The following is a 16782-nucleotide window of genomic DNA, read 5'->3' as shown; positions in this document are numbered from 1 at the left end:
TCAAACGCTCAGCGTTCGCCAGAAACGCGTTACTAGACGCAGCTAAGAAAGTTTTATTATCTACAAAAACTAAGTGATTAAACGAAAATAAAAAAACGCGCTAATTTAGCGCTTTTTTTGTATCTACTGAATTTATTTTCATTGTTCGTACAATACTACACTATCAAGCAACCCTCGATAATTGATGTACTTCCCACACTTCGATATCACTCCGTGATAATCCTTTATACTTACCTTTACAAGAATACCTCTTTCTTCTGTTTGAGTATTCAAACTTTCAGAAATATCGGCAACCCCTCTTGTCGACGTGGTTACAATGAAACTACCATTTGAATACCGATTTTTCCCCTCTTGAGTCTTACCTGACAAAATCGTTATTTCCGCGACTTCCGTATCTGAATTCGGAAGTTTCGAAATCTTGTTTATATACCCAAGTGATTTTAATCCAATAAACTCATTACTATTCTCTGATTTAGCCATCTTCTTTTCCTCTACGATAATATTATTTCGTTTTTGATTATTGCTTGTCTAATATACCGCTTAATACTCATAAATCTTCATCCCAAAATAATTTTTATATTCGTATAGTGATGAATATTATTTTTATCGATATCTTAAATATCGATTTTTTTTAACCACTTCGCCAAGGCTGCGTGGTTTAAATGTTGTCGCTAATCGCTCCTCCTCTAAAGTCAAATCCAGAAAGGTAAACCGTCCTACATTTGCCTGGAGAACACGGCCCCTCCGACACATCAAAAGCAATTGTGTCGGAGCGCGCGCGCTCTAGGTGAGGGTCTTCGACTCACCTAGAGCGCGCGCGGGCCGTGTTCTCCAGTCATATCTGCTTGTCATTTTTGGTTGTCATATATTGCAGGGTTTACTCTGCTATAATTTTCAAAAATACCAAGCAGAAAGTAGGCGGTTTAAGAGCGTGAAAGAGAGCGAAAAACTGAGAATAAAAAGCTTTGAAAACCTATCAAAAGAGATAAACGAAATCTTATTGAAACGAAAGAAAAAAAGGATAAGTAAAAGCAGACTAGCACCGTATATACATGAAATTATTTATCTAATAAATGTTGAAAACGCTAATTATACAGATGTGACTTTATGGCTTAGAAAAAATAAAAGAATAGTGATTAGCAGACAAGCGGTAAGAAATTTCTATGTGAAACATACTAAAGAATTAGATAAAGAATAAATATGGCCAAAGATTTAAAAGTACAAGCTGAAGCGGTATTGAAAAAACATATCGCTACTGGGTTGCCTAAAGCACAAGTTGGGGTAATCGGAGAAACACCATACAAACAATTCACATCAATAAGAAGCTATAAAGAGTCAGCAGCTACATTAGCAAGAATAGCCAACACTATGGGTGTTGATAAACTAAAGAATATTGACATTGAGAAAGCTCAAGATTATCTCATTGCCAGAAAAGAGCAGGAAAGAGCCAATAGAAATATTCTTCATGTAGAAAATAAGTCCCAAAACAGTAACCGTTTGGTTACTCAAAAAACACTAGATGCCGAAAGGAAAGCTTTATCTATTCTAATTGGCAAACCAATACCACGAGTATACTCATCATCTGACTCATCTAGAGGCCAACGAGCATATACAGATTATCAAGTTAACGAAATAGCAAAATCTCAATCACCGAGAAATGCTTTAGCAACTAAAATCGCTCATGCATCAGGATTAAGAGCAAAGGAATTATTGCAGATTAGAAGAGCGAGTGAGCTATCTGTTACCAGTGGTAGAAAATGGCATAAAGACAGATTCTCAGGGCTCGCTGGGGAAAAATATGTGGTGATAGGGAAGGGGGGTCTTATAAGAGAAATAATAATTCCAACCAATCTTGCTAAACAATTAGAAACAAGGCGCTTGGATACTCCCATACTAGTAACGGATAGGGGAGTTAAGTATCAATCTTTCTATGATATCGGAGGAGGGAACGCTTTCAGTAAATCATATTCAGATGCAAGTAAACGTACTTTGAACTTTAGTAATGGCGCTCATGGACTGAGACACCAATATGCACAATCAAGAATGTCGTACTTTAAATCCCAAGGATATAGCGATAAAGTAGCCAAAACTCTAACGTCTCAAGAGCTTGGCCACTTTAGAGCATCTATCACTAACGTCTATCTTCGTTAGTACAAATGTTATCCAGTTATTATGTGCATGTTTTTATAAAATATTTTCCATAAGAGGTTACAATTAACCTTTTAAGTCTCACTTCTTTAATTTGTTCTTTATCGGAATATTGTTTTCTTAATGAGTGAAAATTCAGTCGGGAAGAATATGTTTCAATTTCCAATATTTTTAAACGTGTGAGGTTATCTAAATAGCTGCGATATAGACCTGGGTTGTCAATTCCAGCAGCTTCGCAAATTTCATAAAAATATTCTAGTAATCGTTTATAGCTAGATTGTTCTGTACGAAAGAAACTAGCTGAGCGGTCACGCATTGCCGGATATATACCTTCCTTTTTGATAAACGATAATAATTTTGCCTCGTCTAAAGAAAGTTGACGTATGACTTCAACAAACGAAGGATGAGCCCGTGATGATGAGTCCTTATCCATCGACATTGCTAATAAATTGAGATACATCTTTCTCAATTCTTCTTTGTTTGCCGTGTATTTTAAAGATTCAATAGTTGGGCCAGCCACATGTGGATCTGGTGATATTATGCTTTCAGTCCCTTTTTCTTTAAGCACTTTAGGAAGTTCTTCCATAATATATTTTTCAATTTTATCAAATCCCCAAACCGTAATACTTAGCGGTTTCAAAGCAATATTCACTGTCTTAGCGATTGTTTCCAGACCTTTACCAATTTCCTTGGCAGCAGGGCTTATTGCATCCTTATATACTTCAGGTACAACCGCTCCAATATTTAAACCCTTAGCTGTATTCATAATTTCTGAGTTATCATCTTCGGACATGATTACATTTACTCTTTACTAAATTAGGTATTTACTTGATATTAACTTGAATTAACATGGTGAGTCGATGTATCTTAATACTCTTATTTTGACTCATATTTTAAGTATTTTATCTTCTATTTCGCACAACATTAATTATGTTAAATACTAAATCCATACTTAAGTGCATTGACCTTAAAACACCAATATTTTCTTCATGAAGAAAAAAGCCGCTAAAATAAGCGGCTTTTTTTATGCTAATAAGCTTTTTTGACTATTTTCCACATTGAACCATTTCATTGTGTTTTTTAGCCATATTCCAATGGCAAACCCAACCGAATAAAAGACTGGGAAACACACTCCTTGACCCAATACTTCATGAAGTAGAGTATTACTAAACCCCTCTACCAATTTCTCAGGTACTTTTTTCAATCTGGCATGTTCCATCGGTGTAAATAGCCTCGAAAGAGAACTATTTACAGGATGACAAACATACTGATCACAACTGCCACCTTTATGGTAAAGACGTCTTATTGTTCCAACACTATCCTCCGACCCATCATATAACTGTCGTTTAAATCCCTTTCCTTCCTTAGCATCACGAACCTCCTTAACTTTAAGGTATTCAAATGCTTTCCAAGCATCACTGTCTAAGTCAACATTATCCAGAACTTCAGTTAATGTCTCTTCTTTTACAAAATGCTTTTCCAACGAAGTTAAGGAAAAAGGATTTTCATCATGCATTCCTTTAGTTGTCGCAACTAGACACATCCTCCGTCTATCCTCTAGGCATCCATAATCGTTGCCTGAGAGCACATCTACAGATATGTCATAACCCCAACTGTCTAACATGCTACAGATAACACTGTAGCTACTAGATTGTATATACTCTGGAACACATTCGAGTACAACTATCAGAGGTTGACTAGCCTTAATCAGATTCAACATTGGAAAAAACAGATGTCCGGCATCAGAATGATCTTCGGCCTTTACCAATTTATTCTTAGTTTTCCCTGCTTTCGAGCTAGCAATACACGGAATCCCAGCCAAAAATATTTCTACTTCAGGCACATTACTGCAATCAATATCAGTCACATCACTTCTGACAATTATTGATTCTTCCGTAAATATATCTTTTTGATTAGACAATAAAACATCGAGGTATTTACTCTCGCGCTCTATAACAAATTTACAAAACGTATCAACTCCAGCACTTGACATACTTTCATGTAAAGCTCTATCTAAAATGCCACCACCAACGAAAACACTACCAACAGAAAAAGCTTCACCGGCTTTCAATTTTTCAAAGCCACGTTTTAAACGGTAAACTTTTTCTTTATCTTTAGAATGTAATTGAACAACTAACTTTCCTTTGGAAACAGAAATTTTCACTAAAATACCTACCCCAAAAAACTCCGCGAGACGATGATCACGTAATTCAAGTAGAGGTTTTATTTTTCCCGTTTTCCTATGTGTTCTTTTACTCACTCGTACAGTATTTTCATCTTTGGTACCTGATGTTAGATTTTTTTCACATCTTGTCAGCACAATTCCTTTTTCTTTGGCGGTTTCAACCATTTTGTATTTAAGGACATCGCCATATGCAACACCCAGCGCTAAATCTTCTCCTTCGATAAAGATACGTGGTACACCTTTGCTAATGCCTATTTTTGTATTAATAATCGATTTCATCTTTTTACTCTTTTGCTATGCGATAGCACAAAGCTTCGCTTCATTTCAGTTCGATTAAACTATACCAGGTTGATACGTACATATGGTGTATGGAAAATCTAATGGTATTAAAAATAAGGAGGCGAAGCCGACAACAAACAATGGCGCTAGCAAGCGCCATGCTAAACCTTACAATGCTCTAAGAACGAAATATATTTGAGCGGTAATGACGGCACTTATGGAATGCTATTTGCCATCCCGCACCCTGCTAAACCTTTCAATCTGAGATATCAAACTTTACTTAATTTTTTATCATTCATCTGAAGTTTGGGCGGGTTCCATGCCGCCATAGGTCGCGAAGCGAGCTATGAATTGCGGCGCATTTTTTGGCCGTTTCGCACAGCGAAAGAGGCGTTAACAAACTTATTCAATTTATTGATTGTTATTAAACAGTCGTAAGACTGTATTACGTAAGTAGTTAACCTTGCATATTTTCCATTACTTGCAGTTTTACTAGTTTTACCGCTTGCAGATTTATATTGATAACAATATTAGTACTTAGACTTATCCACAGTTTTTGTGGGTAAGTCTAAATATCACACGTTTATCTTATTGTTAGGTATGCGAAATAAAGGCTAGTGTCGTTACAAATAACGAAAATATCCCCAGTGAAGGGGCGATGGTTTTTCTTAATAAAATGTTAGTGGTAAGGGAGGAAGTCGCTTACATCGTCAATATTAAATGGCATTTGGTCAAAATAATCATCAACGATAAACATGTTATTTCTTAAACGATATAACTGGCGATGTCGCGCTTCGAACAAACCATCCCATCTTTCTTGGCTCATGTTTTTTAGAGCATCCTTACCGTATTTTGCAGCTACATCTCGGGCTGCACGTTGGCGCATTTCTACTTTACTCATGCTTCGTAAATATCGTCTCTGGCGCTTTACTTTTGCATATTCTTGACGGGCTCGAATCACAGCAGCCAGCTTTTTCTTGATATAGTTATCTAATGATTCTTCCATATCCAAATCACTAGGCAACTGGTTCTCTCGCTGCATCTGGCGTATTTTATCCCATCGAGCGGTTTCTACGTCGTTCATTTCAACGCTAAGGGCATCATAAAAACGGGGGGTTATACGAACAACGGCTCCAATGTATTTACCCGTAATTCGGTCACGCTCGTTTGTTACCTCGATTAATCCCCATCTCACCATGTCATCGATAGCACGAGATACACGGCTAATAGATTTTTTCCTTGCCAACTGAGGCTCGGCACCTTCATCCACTTCACAATATTCCTTGTTACCATAAGTGGTAGCCCCTATCTGATCTGACAGCGAGGTTAACGTTGAACGCTCACAGATACCGCTAAATACATCATGAAATGAAGCCAAGGCTTTCACTAATTCATTGACCACACGTTCACGGTGTATGTATACCTTACGTCCACGCTCACCCAATATTTTCAACATAACATTAGAACGAAAAATATCCACGCCATTCGCCTTTGACACCAATTTTTTTATAAACCAATGGGCTTTTGTACGTGATTTTTTTGCTTTGACAGCCTGTATTGCATCAAGGCGAGCCTTATTTTTTTCGTGCCGACAAATACTTAATGCTTTATCTAGATCTTCAACATCAACACTTTCAGCATAGGCTACAGGAGGAATAAACTGAGGACGAGGGTTTAATACGTAAGAACGCGGAACCTCTAATATATTTTCTCTCAGCTCTTCATGGAGTGAATTACCATTATGAGTACTGGGATTTGTTTTTCTTTTGACATTAAATTCCTCACACAAGGAATCTGTCAGTTGTTCTTTTTCAGCAACTGTATTATTATTCATATTGTATCTCAATTGCATAGCGGTTTGGCGACCTGGTTATGCAGTTCAAGGCCAAGGTTCTAATACCTTGGCTTTTTCTTTTCAATTCCAATTATACTTTCATATATCACTCTCAACAGGCGATCATTATAGATCAGTGAATTGAGCCTTTTAGCGATCCAATTTTATTTATTTATAGTAATATTCAAAAACATACGGATGCAATATATATACTCCAAGTATGACAATCTGCCCCATATAATACGGGGGCAATTTGTCATTCTTTTACCTCTTCAGCAACCGAATGTTCTTCTTTCATCGCGATATTAAAATTAACACCTATTACCTTCCTACCTTCTTTCACTTCTGACATCTTTATCGTAAGAGGGGAAACGTCATTAATACTTTTCACAGTAGGGTTCAGAATTCTTCTTTTAAGATCTCCGTATTGTGAATATGTACCACCTAACTCTAAGCGACTGCGGATATATTCGAGCTCTAGATACAACTCACCAGTCTCCCTCGCATCATATACCCACTCATAAATCCGACGACTTTCAGTTTTACGCATGTCTATAACATCAACTAGCGGATATTTAATAGTATTATGTAATTGATGTATATATGGTTTTAGCTCTTCAGTGAAGTAAATACCGTACTTACCATACTTTGGTCGTCTTGATACTCTCGATATCCACCTAATCTTAATCTCTTCTTCATCCCCCTCGGGTGTAGTTCTAACAATGACAATACTACGCTCGTATAGTTTACTAATCGCCTCTCTGATATCACGACTGGCCTCATGCTTACTAATTTTATAAACTTGCGCATAATCAGAGACTTTTACTTCATACCAGCCTTCATTGTTCTGGGTATCAGGATCGCCCGACCTTTGGGAAATTAGTAAAAGAATCTGTTGCTCATCTTTACTGAGTGTATATTTAGCATCCGCTAGTGTTCTGCTTTGCGTAACTTCCATTGTGCTTATATCTAAAGCCATGCCAGCCTCTATGACATTTCTATTTATTGTCATATTACACGAATCAATAACCGCATCAACTTTTTTATGACACTTTTTGTTTTTGTCTTTTTTAATAGACAATAAGCCTTTTGAGAGGTGTCATACTTAGATTGATTTCAAACCGCTATATGGGGTGATTTGTCATACTTATCGAGATTTCATCCCATTACATGGGGTGATTTGTCATACTTAGCGAGATTTTATCCCATTATATGGGGTGATTTGTCATACTTAGCTATATTTCACCCCATTGCATGGGGTGGTTTGTCATACTTAGCCAGATTTCATCCCATTACATGGTACATGGGGTGATTTGTCATAATTAGCTATATTTCATCCCATTGCATGGGGTAGATTGTCATACTTAGCTAAATTTCATTGTAGGATTGTGGGAGTGAACATTGGCTCTCCCTCTAAATTCTATGTTCTATATCTTGCAGTACAATCCTATTTAATAGAGCAGCCTTTAGGTTGCTTTTTAGATACTTTATCTTTTTCGTTTAGTTCTGAAGCGGAGATCGGAAAAGACAAGCCAGTTATCTCACTGATAGTCTTTGGGCTCACCAGATAGTTATCTATCAACTTGGATTTCGGGCTGTCATCATTTGGCATTAGCCAAGCTTGTACTTCGCCATCGGGGAACTCAATGACTTTCCACAGCCTATCTGGAGTAACAACACCGTGACTAACTAAGAATTTGTCATTAGTTGAATCATTACCCCATATATTGCCCCCCCACACAGTCACAGTGCCTTTGTCCCGATAGCATTCTGTTAGTTTTTCTGTGACACGCCAAACCCCGTAACTATTAAGATAAGCAGCGTGAGGCACAATGTTCGCAAAGCTATTAGATTGCTTCATCAATGTTTCGTCGTGATCCCAAATATTTTGATGTACGCCATGGCCACGATGATATTGTTGGGCAACTTCAGGTTGTTTGTAAGTGTCTGTAGAAAATTGGCGGCAATGCTTGGGTAATTGTGTCTCCTGGTGAAAAGGCTTAAATCTTGAGTACAGACCTGAATCAGGGACTGTTGAGTAAGTGAAATACTCATAACCGCGCTTTTCGCAGTTATAAATTATATTCCATCGTCCGAAGTCAATCTCTATTAGATTTGATGTTGGCTCTTCCGGTCTGTCACCACCGCCTGACGTTGCATATAGAGTAAAAGATAAACTTGATAGTAGAACAACAGCTATAAGACGCTTCATTAGCGTATTCTCACGCAATTTCGCTGATGACATAAGCACTATCTACAATGATTGGCTGCTTATCTAACTTTTCTTTTACTACGTGAACTCTTACACCGTTTTCTAGATAGCCGTCTTTAATAACCGTTAGGTTGTGCTTTTTCCAATTAATAGTTTTTAGTGGAAAAGCCACCTTTAATATTTCTTCTCTGCTAGGAACATTGGTCATACTTTCAGCTTCGACTAGTTTGTTTGTTGTTTTCATACTTTTTCCCATTAAGCTATTTAGCTGTTTCGAGAGGTGGTACGGGAGTCAGGTCAGACAATTTCCACACTTCCCACTTATCTACTCCGATGTCAGGAGTATAAAAATAGTCACCGACACAATGACCCAACATTTGAAGTTGACCACTTGATGTTTGCATCAGTACTCTTTTGCCTTTATCAACACCTAGAGGCCAATTTTGCTTGCGCTTTAAAGCTGCCATTTCTGTTTCCCATTACCCATTTCTGTAAATGTCGAGTGCCGAGCCATCTAGTTTTTCACCTGCCTCGCCGGTTGTTGAATCACTAGTTAGCAGATCCTGAATTGCACTTTTTACACCATGCAATGCAGCAAGTGCCTTTGAATAATTCGCTCCAATTCCAGAACCATAAGACTCAGAAAGTGGAATGTACGAACTCCACACATGCCAATTAGGTTCATCGTTGTCATCCACATTCATTGTGTCATGAACTGATTGCGCAGAAGTGGGGAATAGTGAAATTGACCATTCCCAATTCGACAGCGACTCACATAGGTGCTTTTCCACCTTCTCTGGGGAATCGGTACGAATGTAAAAGACGACACTAGTACTCATCGTGTTTCCCATACCGGCTTTTAGGCCGCTTTTGATTTACTTTTATTGTTGTTCAGTCTTGTAAGCCTAGACTTAAGTAACTTCAGTTCTTTCTCGTTTTCAGAGATATCTTTCTCCCATTCAGCAATCTCGATGGGATCGTTTTCTTCTTTTAAAAAATGAACACAGCGATTAATAGACTCTTCTTTATCTTTAATCGCGTACTTTAACGCAGACAATTGCGTAGTGAATATTCCAGACGGCAAGTCATTACCTACTCTGAACTGCTTTCTGAAGTATTCAGGTATTGACTTTAAAAAACCATAATCACCGTTTTTGCGAGAGCGTTTACCCCAAGTAACGCCTTTAATCTTCTGCGTAATATTGACGTATTTATCTTGGTAGTATTCAGCCAGTGGCTTTTTAACACCATAGCTAGTTTGTGTTCCTCGCTTACGCTGAATACTCCTAACATGCCATTCTTGGAGCTCTACAGCTGAACTACCATCGTCATAGGTAAAGGCTTCAAACTTATACAAAACAGCACCAACTTTTATTAGTGATACTGGATATTTTTGTTGTGTTAAAGTCATATCTAGCCTATTTCCTACTTCAGCAATTGGATAATTGAAGGGTTCTGAAGCAACGTATTTTTTTCTTCAGGCAGATAGTCAATGAGATTAATTACATCTTCTTTACTTCCAATGAAAACTACCTTTTTCTGCAATTCGCCATCAAGGGCAAAGTAGGGACGTAATAAAACACTTGGCAGTTCTGACTTACCTTCGCGCCCAAAGACATCCCGAAGCGGTTCAAGGTTGATCATTGGGCTTTCAGAATTCCCCAACACACCTTCAAAATCCACTTCTGCTGCCTCTGAATTAAAGTATTTGCCGTAACCTTCACTCTTGACTGTCATATAGCTTGGTTCCTATAGCCTATATATTGAATAAACAAGTGCAGAACCGGACAGAAGCTTACTTTGTTCTGACATTAGTGATTGGGTGATTTGAGCATCAAACCGACCACTATATGTCTTGCCGAACTTGAGTCCTGAAATAGAGATTTTGCTACTCAAAAGCAGTAATTTGTGATCCCGATTTAAACCTGTGCTTCGCATTGTGTTTCCTATAATTCACACATCTTCACAACCGGATACTGATTGAACCCCATTTGAATAAACCTTCCTGTATCCACAACAATATTGTGACATACCAACACATCGAGTATCCCAGGCATATTAGGCTCATCCACTATGTTCTCTCCGTTAATGATATGAGACTCAGGCAGACATTTTGACACCGTAGCAAACGGCTCTCCCTCTTCAGTCATCGCATGTATCACTGTTTGATTGGAGTTCATCTTATATTTCTGACTCATATCAAGCGAAAGCTTGAAACCTTCGTATTCAATTTCCACGCACTTTTTTCCTATCTCTTAAATAACCACGGAAACCATCTTGCTTTCCATGTTTTTGCCAGCATTATTCCACCACCGTATGTATTGACCCATTCATGTTCAATGGGATACCAACCATCCTCTGTTTCGTAAGCCCCTCTCTTCTTTGAATAGTCGTCTAAGAAAGTACCCTCTGATGGAATCAATTGAACTATCCGCCCATTTTTAAATTCGATATCAAATTCTTCTACGCAGGAATTGCAAATTACTACCCAACCAGTAAGGAGGTTGTTAATTGCGCCATCATCCCTCTCTAGAAAACCTTCTTCATTAATCTCGTATGTGTGCCTACCTATTAAATCGCATGTTAGATCTTTTGTTTGCCAGCCTCTTACTACAGGCAACTCTTTCGAATACTTCTTATTTCTTTCGAATGATATCTCATCGAACAAACCCACAATTATTCCTACATTAGTTTACGGCTGTGAATCTTCTTGAAATTCGTATTTTTCAGATAGCCAAAAGCTGACTGACCAATAATCATGACTTTGGATATGAGACTTCCAAACCTGATAAATATAGCCATCAGATTTTTTATCTTCAGTTAGTTGCGGCCACTTTAAAAGCCGATTCCGTACAGTTCTTATAAAATCGTCAACGTACGGTTCTTCAGACAAAAAGAAAGTTAGACTGAAGAAGAAACGTTTCCATTCTGGGTGTTCTTGTTCATCAAAATCATCTACTTGCCGCCCAGGAACAGTTTCTACAGCAATGTCCAGAACGGCCTGTTTAAAAGTCTCGTATAGCGCTTTGTCAGTCATTTTTTCCCATATCATCAATTAAGCAGCTGACAGCTCTTTAAAGAGAGCTTTCTTAGCTGCAACACGTGCCATTTACTACTAGACGCATAACTTCATCATCTGAAGCTTTTCTTACGATAGCTTCAGGGCATTCTTTTTTAGCAACTTCCATCATTAACTGATCGTCAGATTGAGGATCTATAATCACTCGTTCCATGCCATTTTCATTTACATAAACAGCCATCTTTTATCTCCCATTACCTGTTTATCAGCTTCATTTGGCTAATTTGTTCGTTCGTAAGACCTGAAGCTATTTGCAGTAGTAGTGCAATTCTGGCCGCTGAATAGTTCTTAGCATCCTGACTCATTGAAAAACTATAACTGGTAGTACAAAAACCGCCTTCCTTTCCGTGAAAAACAGCTCGGACACCTGCACTGTTATAGCCTGACAAGCTAAAATCAGTAGCTTTATCAATGTCTTTCGATTCGATTGATGTCGTACCTGTCACGTTCGCGTTTCCTATTCAGACGTTAAGGCGTCAATCTTTTTCTTAAAGTAGTGTGTTAACAATTGCTGAGAACCATCAAACAAAACTTTGAAAGGTGCATCTTTAAAACCGTCCTTCAACTTTGATAGGACTTCTTTATTACTTAAAGCTTTTGAATAATCATGCCCTTTCTGTGTTAAACGCAAGGGCATATCTATGACAGTAATGCTGTTATCAAGCGAGTACCGAATTCCCATCTTATCCAATGTTTGGATCGATAAATCTCTTCGACTGACTAGACCATTTTCAACTATTAAACCGTAGTGATGTATAAACTTTTCATCGATATCTTCTCCACATACAGTTTTAATGACGTCTAGAAACATGACATGCGCATCATCACAGTCTAAAAACACTTTCAAGATATTTGCTGTGTAATCAATGTCATTTTTCATCTGTGAGTATCCTATATTTCCGAATTGGCTCTTTTAATCTGGCTACGCTTCTCGATTTGAGCCTGCTCAAGTCCTTTCGCCATACATTTAGTAGCATCGTCTTCAGGATATTCCGTCATGATTTTAGTAAGGAGTTTTGCGATATATTTTGGCCTTTCTTTTATTTCTGGCACAGCACTTCCTACAATTGCATCCATTTCATCCAGAAAGAACTTCTTACTCATTTCTTCACAGTTTTTTGAGTACGCCAGGCAGCTAAAAAGCAACAGAATTGACCCAATAATAACCTTCATCGCTTATTTCCCATTACGTGTTTATCAGCTTCATTTGGCTGATTTGTTCGTTAGTAAGTCCTGAAGCCATTTGCAGTAGTAGCGCAATTCTGGCCGCTGAATAGTTCTTAGCTTCCTGACTCATTGAAAAGCTGTAGCTAGTGGTACAAAAGCCGCCTTCCTTTCCGTGAAACACAGCTCGGACACCGGCACTGTTATAGCCTGACAAGCTAAAATCAGTAGCTTTATCGATGTCTCTCGATTCGATTGATGTCGTACCTGTCACGTTCGCTTTTCCCACTTAAATAGAATTCCAACTTAGCTAAATGGCGCGGTGGCTGGTGATGAATTTCCAGCTTTCCTGTGTGGCAACACGAGTTCAGGCACATTTTCACTGTTCTAGACCAGCTTCATTCACACTTGTTGCTTGATCATCACTCAAACATTCACCGCATTGAAATCGAGCAGCTTACGGCTGCAAATCGACGGGACTTTCCACCCCTGCTTGACCACTCTTATATAGGTTTGGTCTCCGGCCCTGTCAGTCGTTTAACGTTTCACTCTGATGAACGGCGGTTTTAATAGTTTACACATTGTCCAAAACCTGCTGAAAACGCACACTTGTTCTTTGACTCAAACTCATTCTAGCACGTCTTTTACGTGCTGCAAGTTATTTTTTATCCAATCTCTGTCAATAGCTCCCCACGATTTGACAGCGTAGCTTGCATTCTTGGTACCGCCTCGACTTTCAATAATGATATCGAGGTCAGCAAGCGCTTTAAGTGTGTCCTGAAGCGTTCTACGGTGCATTTCAGTGACATTAAGCAACGCTGGAACAGTATTGGTGCCAGAATCGATGAGATATGCGACATAAAGCCTTCTGTAGTAGCTTGTTTTTGTTTTGCTATAGCTAGTCATTTTTCGGCGGTCTTCCCCTTTTCTTGGGTTTTGGCATCATCTTTTGAGCCACCTTTCTTATATGGTTAAAATCTACATCCGTATAGTCACGCTGTGCCTCTTCAGTCTTATGGTGGAGCAGTGTTTGAATTATACGTGATGTATCAGGGTTATTTTTCTTCTCTAACAATCTTTGTGCGAAACGAGCGAAACTATGACGGCCAGCGTGACTACTTGAGTTTTGGTACCCATAATCCTTATAGAGTTTTGTCAGAAGGTTTTGTACAGCAGTAGCAACCTTGTATTCCTTGCCTTTCGACACTTTACGAGTGAGCGAGAACGGTTGCCACATACCACGCCAATTACTCAGAAAAACGTGTGAATCAGGATCTAACCCTCGATATTCAACCGAACCTGGTTTAGCAAGCCCAATTCGATGTTTAACTCTCGCATCAAACCATTTCTCTAAATACTCTCTGTACTCTCGCACATTGGGTATATGGGCGATGGCTGGATAATTGCCTTTGGTACCTTCTTTTCTCAAACGAGTAACAAACATAAGAGAACCGTCAGGGTATAGCGCTTCTTTTACTTTCCACTGGCTCACTTCCACAGCCCTGAAGCAACTAAAATAGGTAGTAAGTAACATGCATTGGTTGCGCAATCCAATCAGTGGATCAACTCCCTCATTATCTACACGCTCAACCATATCCAAGAACTCATCTGGTGTAAGGGTTTCTGGCTGTTTAACAGTACGCAAAGAAGGTGGGTTCCAGCGCCACTTAAAATCGATATCTTCGTCTGACATATATATAGGAAAATTTGTTTCCTATATCGTAGTACAAAATATCAGCGTTCGTCTACAGGTCTTTAGAAATAAAGGGTGATAGGAAACGAAGCATTAGATTAATTCATCTTCAATGTGTATCACAAAAGTATCTTTACATCTATGCAGGTTTCGCTAAGATAAACCTCAATGATACTTTTTTGATACAGGCGGGTAATAATGTTTCTTACGCATGGCATGAATGAATCTGGCGAGTTGGTTAGTGTCGCTGACGTAAAATCAGGCCACACAAATCTACACTGTCCTTTTTGCTCTGAAAAACTTATCGCCAGGAAAGGTGCGATAAAAGAACACCACTTTGCCCATGCCGGTGAAACCTGCATGGAATCGAAATCGACAATTCAACAAACCGGCCTGCCGTTCTACGACATCGCGACTGGAATCGGTAAATCTGACATCAAACTGCTAGATAAATTTCAGCGATACGACAATGTATGGCTATCGCAAAAACAAGCTGAAACAGCAATGTATTTAACGCAAGGAGGATTACTTGAACCATCCCCCAATAAACCGGAAAAATACCAGCTAACGCGATTAGGGCGTGATTTGGTCAAGCATCATGACTCATTACTTCAGAAAAAAATAATATTGCCGGAGGCAACACTACAGGAACAACTATTTCCTGCGCGTTTAGCCATGTTGCAATATCATGATGAAATGAACGGCACACAAGCAGCAAGGTTCTATCAGTTGCGCCTTCAGGCACTTTTAAATCAGCACCTTTACGTACTAAAAATTCATTTGCAACAAGGCTCGACCTGTTTTCCGTTAATCAAAGTGGGTATTACTTCTCGATCAGAGTTAGCACTACGGATAAGTGAGATAAAGCGCGATTTACAGCAACATGGTGAAGTCCTGTCCATTGAGATAGCAGGCTTATACAGGCACTTTGGTAGCCTTGAAAGACTCATACATAAGCGGTTTCGCGCTAGTCAGTTTGTCATTGGTAGTCACACAGAATATTTTCATGCAATTGAAACTGCTCATGACCTAAGCTTGTTAAACCTTGAGGCGCTAGGCAAGCGAACAGTTGAAGGGGCTTATTGCCGTACTACCTATCGGGAACACGCTCACAAAGTAAGAGTTGGACAGCGGAAAGCAAAGCTATTGAATAACACTCATTTAGGAAGGCCAGCGAAAAACGCAGAGAATTTGCTTACTGACCACCCCGACATTGTGGAAGCCTTTCACGCTTCATTGTCATTACGCAAAGCCAACACAAAAACAGGAAAGGCAATAAATACCGTTCGGAAGGTATACGCGGCCCTGAAGGAAAGCGGCAACACTTAGTTTTACTAATGTTTTCTCAATTATCGCCTTTGGGCCATGTAGGAAACGTTCAGGCAAGAAAAAACCCACTAAAAAGTGGGCTTTGATGTTGCTTCAAACAAAAAATATTATTCGTATTCGATTACAGAACGACGTAGATCATCCATCTGCTCTTCAGTGCTATTCAGCAACTCAACAACGAGGTCTGTCAATGCTTCTACATTCATAGAATCGCTGCCGTTCCAATTGGTGAACATTTCAGTTGTGATTTCTTTATCCATAGTGGTTTCCTCTTTAATAAAAAAAGGGCATACCACTTCCCAATCGGGACAATGATATTGCCCCTTTGGGTTCATGCTGTCGGCTGCTCATCGAGCGCCTAATTTCATTAATGCGATAGCACAATACTTCGCTGTTTTTTAAATCACGTTCACTATACCAAATCGGCAATACAGGAAACGTTCGGGCAATAAAAAAGCACCCGAAGGTGCTTTAGATGTTTTGATCAACATGCTTTTGCAACTCATATAAAGCAGTAATTAAACACTCGTAACCATCTATTTCTTTGTCGAGATCAATGCCAAGCTCACTGAGTTCAACAACAAGCTCAGTGTCTTCAACTAAATGACGTTGAATCTCACCCAGCTTGCAAGCAAGGATGTTATTCATTTCAGGCGTAAAAGTGTTAAGCGCAACTGTCATAGTGGTTTCCTCTTTAATAAAAAAGGGGCATACCACTTCCCAATCGGGACAATGATATTGCCCCTTTGGGTTCATGCTGTCGGCTGCTCATCGAGCGCCTAATTTCATTAATGCGATAGCACAATACTTCGCTGTTTTTTAAATCACGTTCACTATACCAAATCGGCAATATAGGAAA

At 38.9% G+C, this 16782-nt stretch carries 26 protein-coding genes; 3 read left to right on the top strand and 23 right to left on the bottom strand.

Translation table 11 applies throughout. The features are described 5' to 3' along the window. Positions 1–138 precede the first annotated feature (138 nt). Positions 139–480: a hypothetical protein gene (locus EYR97_RS19580; RefSeq protein ID WP_131095518.1), complete on the bottom strand. Its 342-nt coding sequence runs from the start codon at positions 478–480 to the stop codon at positions 139–141. Positions 481–931: 451 nt separating this feature from the next. Here EYR97_RS19580 and EYR97_RS19575 point away from each other — a divergent pair, with 451 nt between their 5' ends. Then, positions 932–1198, top strand: a complete 267-nt coding sequence (locus tag EYR97_RS19575) for a hypothetical protein (RefSeq protein WP_131095517.1) — start codon at positions 932–934, stop codon at positions 1196–1198. Between the two features lie 2 nt (positions 1199–1200). Further along, on the top strand, positions 1201–2151 hold the full coding sequence (locus EYR97_RS19570) for a site-specific integrase (protein WP_131095516.1): 951 nt from the start codon (positions 1201–1203) through the stop codon (positions 2149–2151). A gap of 19 nt (positions 2152–2170) precedes the next feature. Here the strand turns inward: EYR97_RS19570 and EYR97_RS19565 are convergent, their stop codons facing one another. From EYR97_RS19565 to EYR97_RS19475, 20 genes are all read right to left on the bottom strand, one after another. After that, on the bottom strand, positions 2171–2941 hold the full coding sequence (locus tag EYR97_RS19565; RefSeq protein WP_131095515.1) for a DUF4393 domain-containing protein: 771 nt from the start codon (positions 2939–2941) through the stop codon (positions 2171–2173). Between the two features lie 231 nt (positions 2942–3172). Continuing rightward, on the bottom strand, positions 3173–4612 hold the full coding sequence (locus EYR97_RS19560) for a DNA cytosine methyltransferase (protein WP_131095514.1): 1440 nt from the start codon (positions 4610–4612) through the stop codon (positions 3173–3175). Between the two features lie 679 nt (positions 4613–5291). Next, entirely contained in the window at positions 5292–6446 is a 1155-nt protein-coding gene (repA, locus tag EYR97_RS19555; RefSeq protein ID WP_165478116.1) for a plasmid replication initiator RepA, read from the bottom strand. A gap of 256 nt (positions 6447–6702) precedes the next feature. Continuing rightward, entirely contained in the window at positions 6703–7527 is an 825-nt protein-coding gene (locus tag EYR97_RS19550; RefSeq protein ID WP_131095512.1) for a replication initiation protein, read from the bottom strand. A 366-nt stretch (positions 7528–7893) separates the two neighbouring features. Beyond that, positions 7894–8691 carry a DNA/RNA non-specific endonuclease gene (locus tag EYR97_RS19545; RefSeq protein WP_131095511.1) on the bottom strand — a complete coding sequence of 266 codons (798 nt, stop codon included), beginning with the start codon at positions 8689–8691 and terminating at the stop codon, positions 7894–7896. Next, complete coding sequence (locus EYR97_RS19540) at positions 8669–8902, bottom strand: hypothetical protein (protein ID WP_131095510.1); 234 nt, start codon at positions 8900–8902, stop codon at positions 8669–8671. The genes EYR97_RS19545 and EYR97_RS19540 overlap by 23 nt, the downstream gene beginning before the upstream one ends. A gap of 16 nt (positions 8903–8918) precedes the next feature. Next, positions 8919–9125: a hypothetical protein gene (locus tag EYR97_RS19535; RefSeq protein WP_131095509.1), complete on the bottom strand. Its 207-nt coding sequence runs from the start codon at positions 9123–9125 to the stop codon at positions 8919–8921. 12 nt (positions 9126–9137) lie between these two features. After that, positions 9138–9497 carry a hypothetical protein gene (locus EYR97_RS19530; protein ID WP_131095508.1) on the bottom strand — a complete coding sequence of 120 codons (360 nt, stop codon included), beginning with the start codon at positions 9495–9497 and terminating at the stop codon, positions 9138–9140. Positions 9498–9517: 20 nt separating this feature from the next. Beyond that, positions 9518–10069, bottom strand: coding sequence for a hypothetical protein (locus tag EYR97_RS19525; RefSeq protein WP_131095507.1), 552 nt, complete (start codon positions 10067–10069; stop codon positions 9518–9520). Positions 10070–10083: 14 nt separating this feature from the next. Beyond that, positions 10084–10395, bottom strand: coding sequence for a hypothetical protein (locus EYR97_RS19520; RefSeq protein ID WP_131095506.1), 312 nt, complete (start codon positions 10393–10395; stop codon positions 10084–10086). A gap of 209 nt (positions 10396–10604) precedes the next feature. Continuing rightward, entirely contained in the window at positions 10605–10838 is a 234-nt protein-coding gene (locus EYR97_RS19515; protein WP_165478115.1) for a DUF4313 domain-containing protein, read from the bottom strand. 68 nt (positions 10839–10906) lie between these two features. Beyond that, positions 10907–11332: a hypothetical protein gene (locus EYR97_RS19510; protein WP_131095504.1), complete on the bottom strand. Its 426-nt coding sequence runs from the start codon at positions 11330–11332 to the stop codon at positions 10907–10909. Positions 11333–11350: 18 nt separating this feature from the next. Further along, positions 11351–11695 carry a hypothetical protein gene (locus EYR97_RS19505; RefSeq protein WP_131095503.1) on the bottom strand — a complete coding sequence of 115 codons (345 nt, stop codon included), beginning with the start codon at positions 11693–11695 and terminating at the stop codon, positions 11351–11353. A 52-nt stretch (positions 11696–11747) separates the two neighbouring features. Further along, positions 11748–11891: a hypothetical protein gene (locus tag EYR97_RS21980; RefSeq protein WP_165478114.1), complete on the bottom strand. Its 144-nt coding sequence runs from the start codon at positions 11889–11891 to the stop codon at positions 11748–11750. Between the two features lie 40 nt (positions 11892–11931). After that, complete coding sequence (locus EYR97_RS19500) at positions 11932–12183, bottom strand: hypothetical protein (protein WP_131095502.1); 252 nt, start codon at positions 12181–12183, stop codon at positions 11932–11934. A gap of 11 nt (positions 12184–12194) precedes the next feature. Beyond that, positions 12195–12617, bottom strand: coding sequence for a DUF2513 domain-containing protein (locus EYR97_RS19495; protein ID WP_131095501.1), 423 nt, complete (start codon positions 12615–12617; stop codon positions 12195–12197). An 11-nt stretch (positions 12618–12628) separates the two neighbouring features. After that, complete coding sequence (locus EYR97_RS19490; protein ID WP_131095500.1) at positions 12629–12910, bottom strand: hypothetical protein; 282 nt, start codon at positions 12908–12910, stop codon at positions 12629–12631. 13 nt (positions 12911–12923) lie between these two features. Then, complete coding sequence (locus EYR97_RS19485) at positions 12924–13190, bottom strand: hypothetical protein (protein WP_131095499.1); 267 nt, start codon at positions 13188–13190, stop codon at positions 12924–12926. A 338-nt stretch (positions 13191–13528) separates the two neighbouring features. Further along, a complete protein-coding gene (locus EYR97_RS19480; protein WP_131095498.1) occupies positions 13529–13807 on the bottom strand; it encodes a helix-turn-helix domain-containing protein in 279 nt (92 codons plus the stop codon). Next, positions 13800–14594 carry a tyrosine-type recombinase/integrase gene (locus tag EYR97_RS19475; protein ID WP_131095497.1) on the bottom strand — a complete coding sequence of 265 codons (795 nt, stop codon included), beginning with the start codon at positions 14592–14594 and terminating at the stop codon, positions 13800–13802. The genes EYR97_RS19480 and EYR97_RS19475 overlap by 8 nt, the downstream gene beginning before the upstream one ends. A 198-nt stretch (positions 14595–14792) precedes the next feature. On the opposite strand from EYR97_RS19475, the gene EYR97_RS19470 reads away from it, so the two are divergent. Beyond that, positions 14793–15923, top strand: a complete 1131-nt coding sequence (locus tag EYR97_RS19470) for a competence protein CoiA family protein (RefSeq protein ID WP_131095496.1) — start codon at positions 14793–14795, stop codon at positions 15921–15923. Between the two features lie 107 nt (positions 15924–16030). Here EYR97_RS19470 and EYR97_RS19465 read toward each other — a convergent pair whose 3' ends face one another. Both EYR97_RS19465 and EYR97_RS19460 read right to left on the bottom strand, forming a co-directional pair. After that, positions 16031–16258, bottom strand: a complete 228-nt coding sequence (locus tag EYR97_RS19465) for a hypothetical protein (RefSeq protein ID WP_131095495.1) — start codon at positions 16256–16258, stop codon at positions 16031–16033. A 136-nt stretch (positions 16259–16394) separates the two neighbouring features. After that, a complete protein-coding gene (locus EYR97_RS19460; protein WP_258313269.1) occupies positions 16395–16679 on the bottom strand; it encodes a hypothetical protein in 285 nt (94 codons plus the stop codon). Positions 16680–16782: the final 103 nt, after the last annotated feature.

Source organism: Alteromonas sp. KUL42 (assembly GCF_006538325.1).
GTDB lineage: Bacteria > Pseudomonadota > Gammaproteobacteria > Enterobacterales > Alteromonadaceae > Alteromonas.
This window is presented reverse-complemented; position numbering and strand designations above follow the sequence as displayed.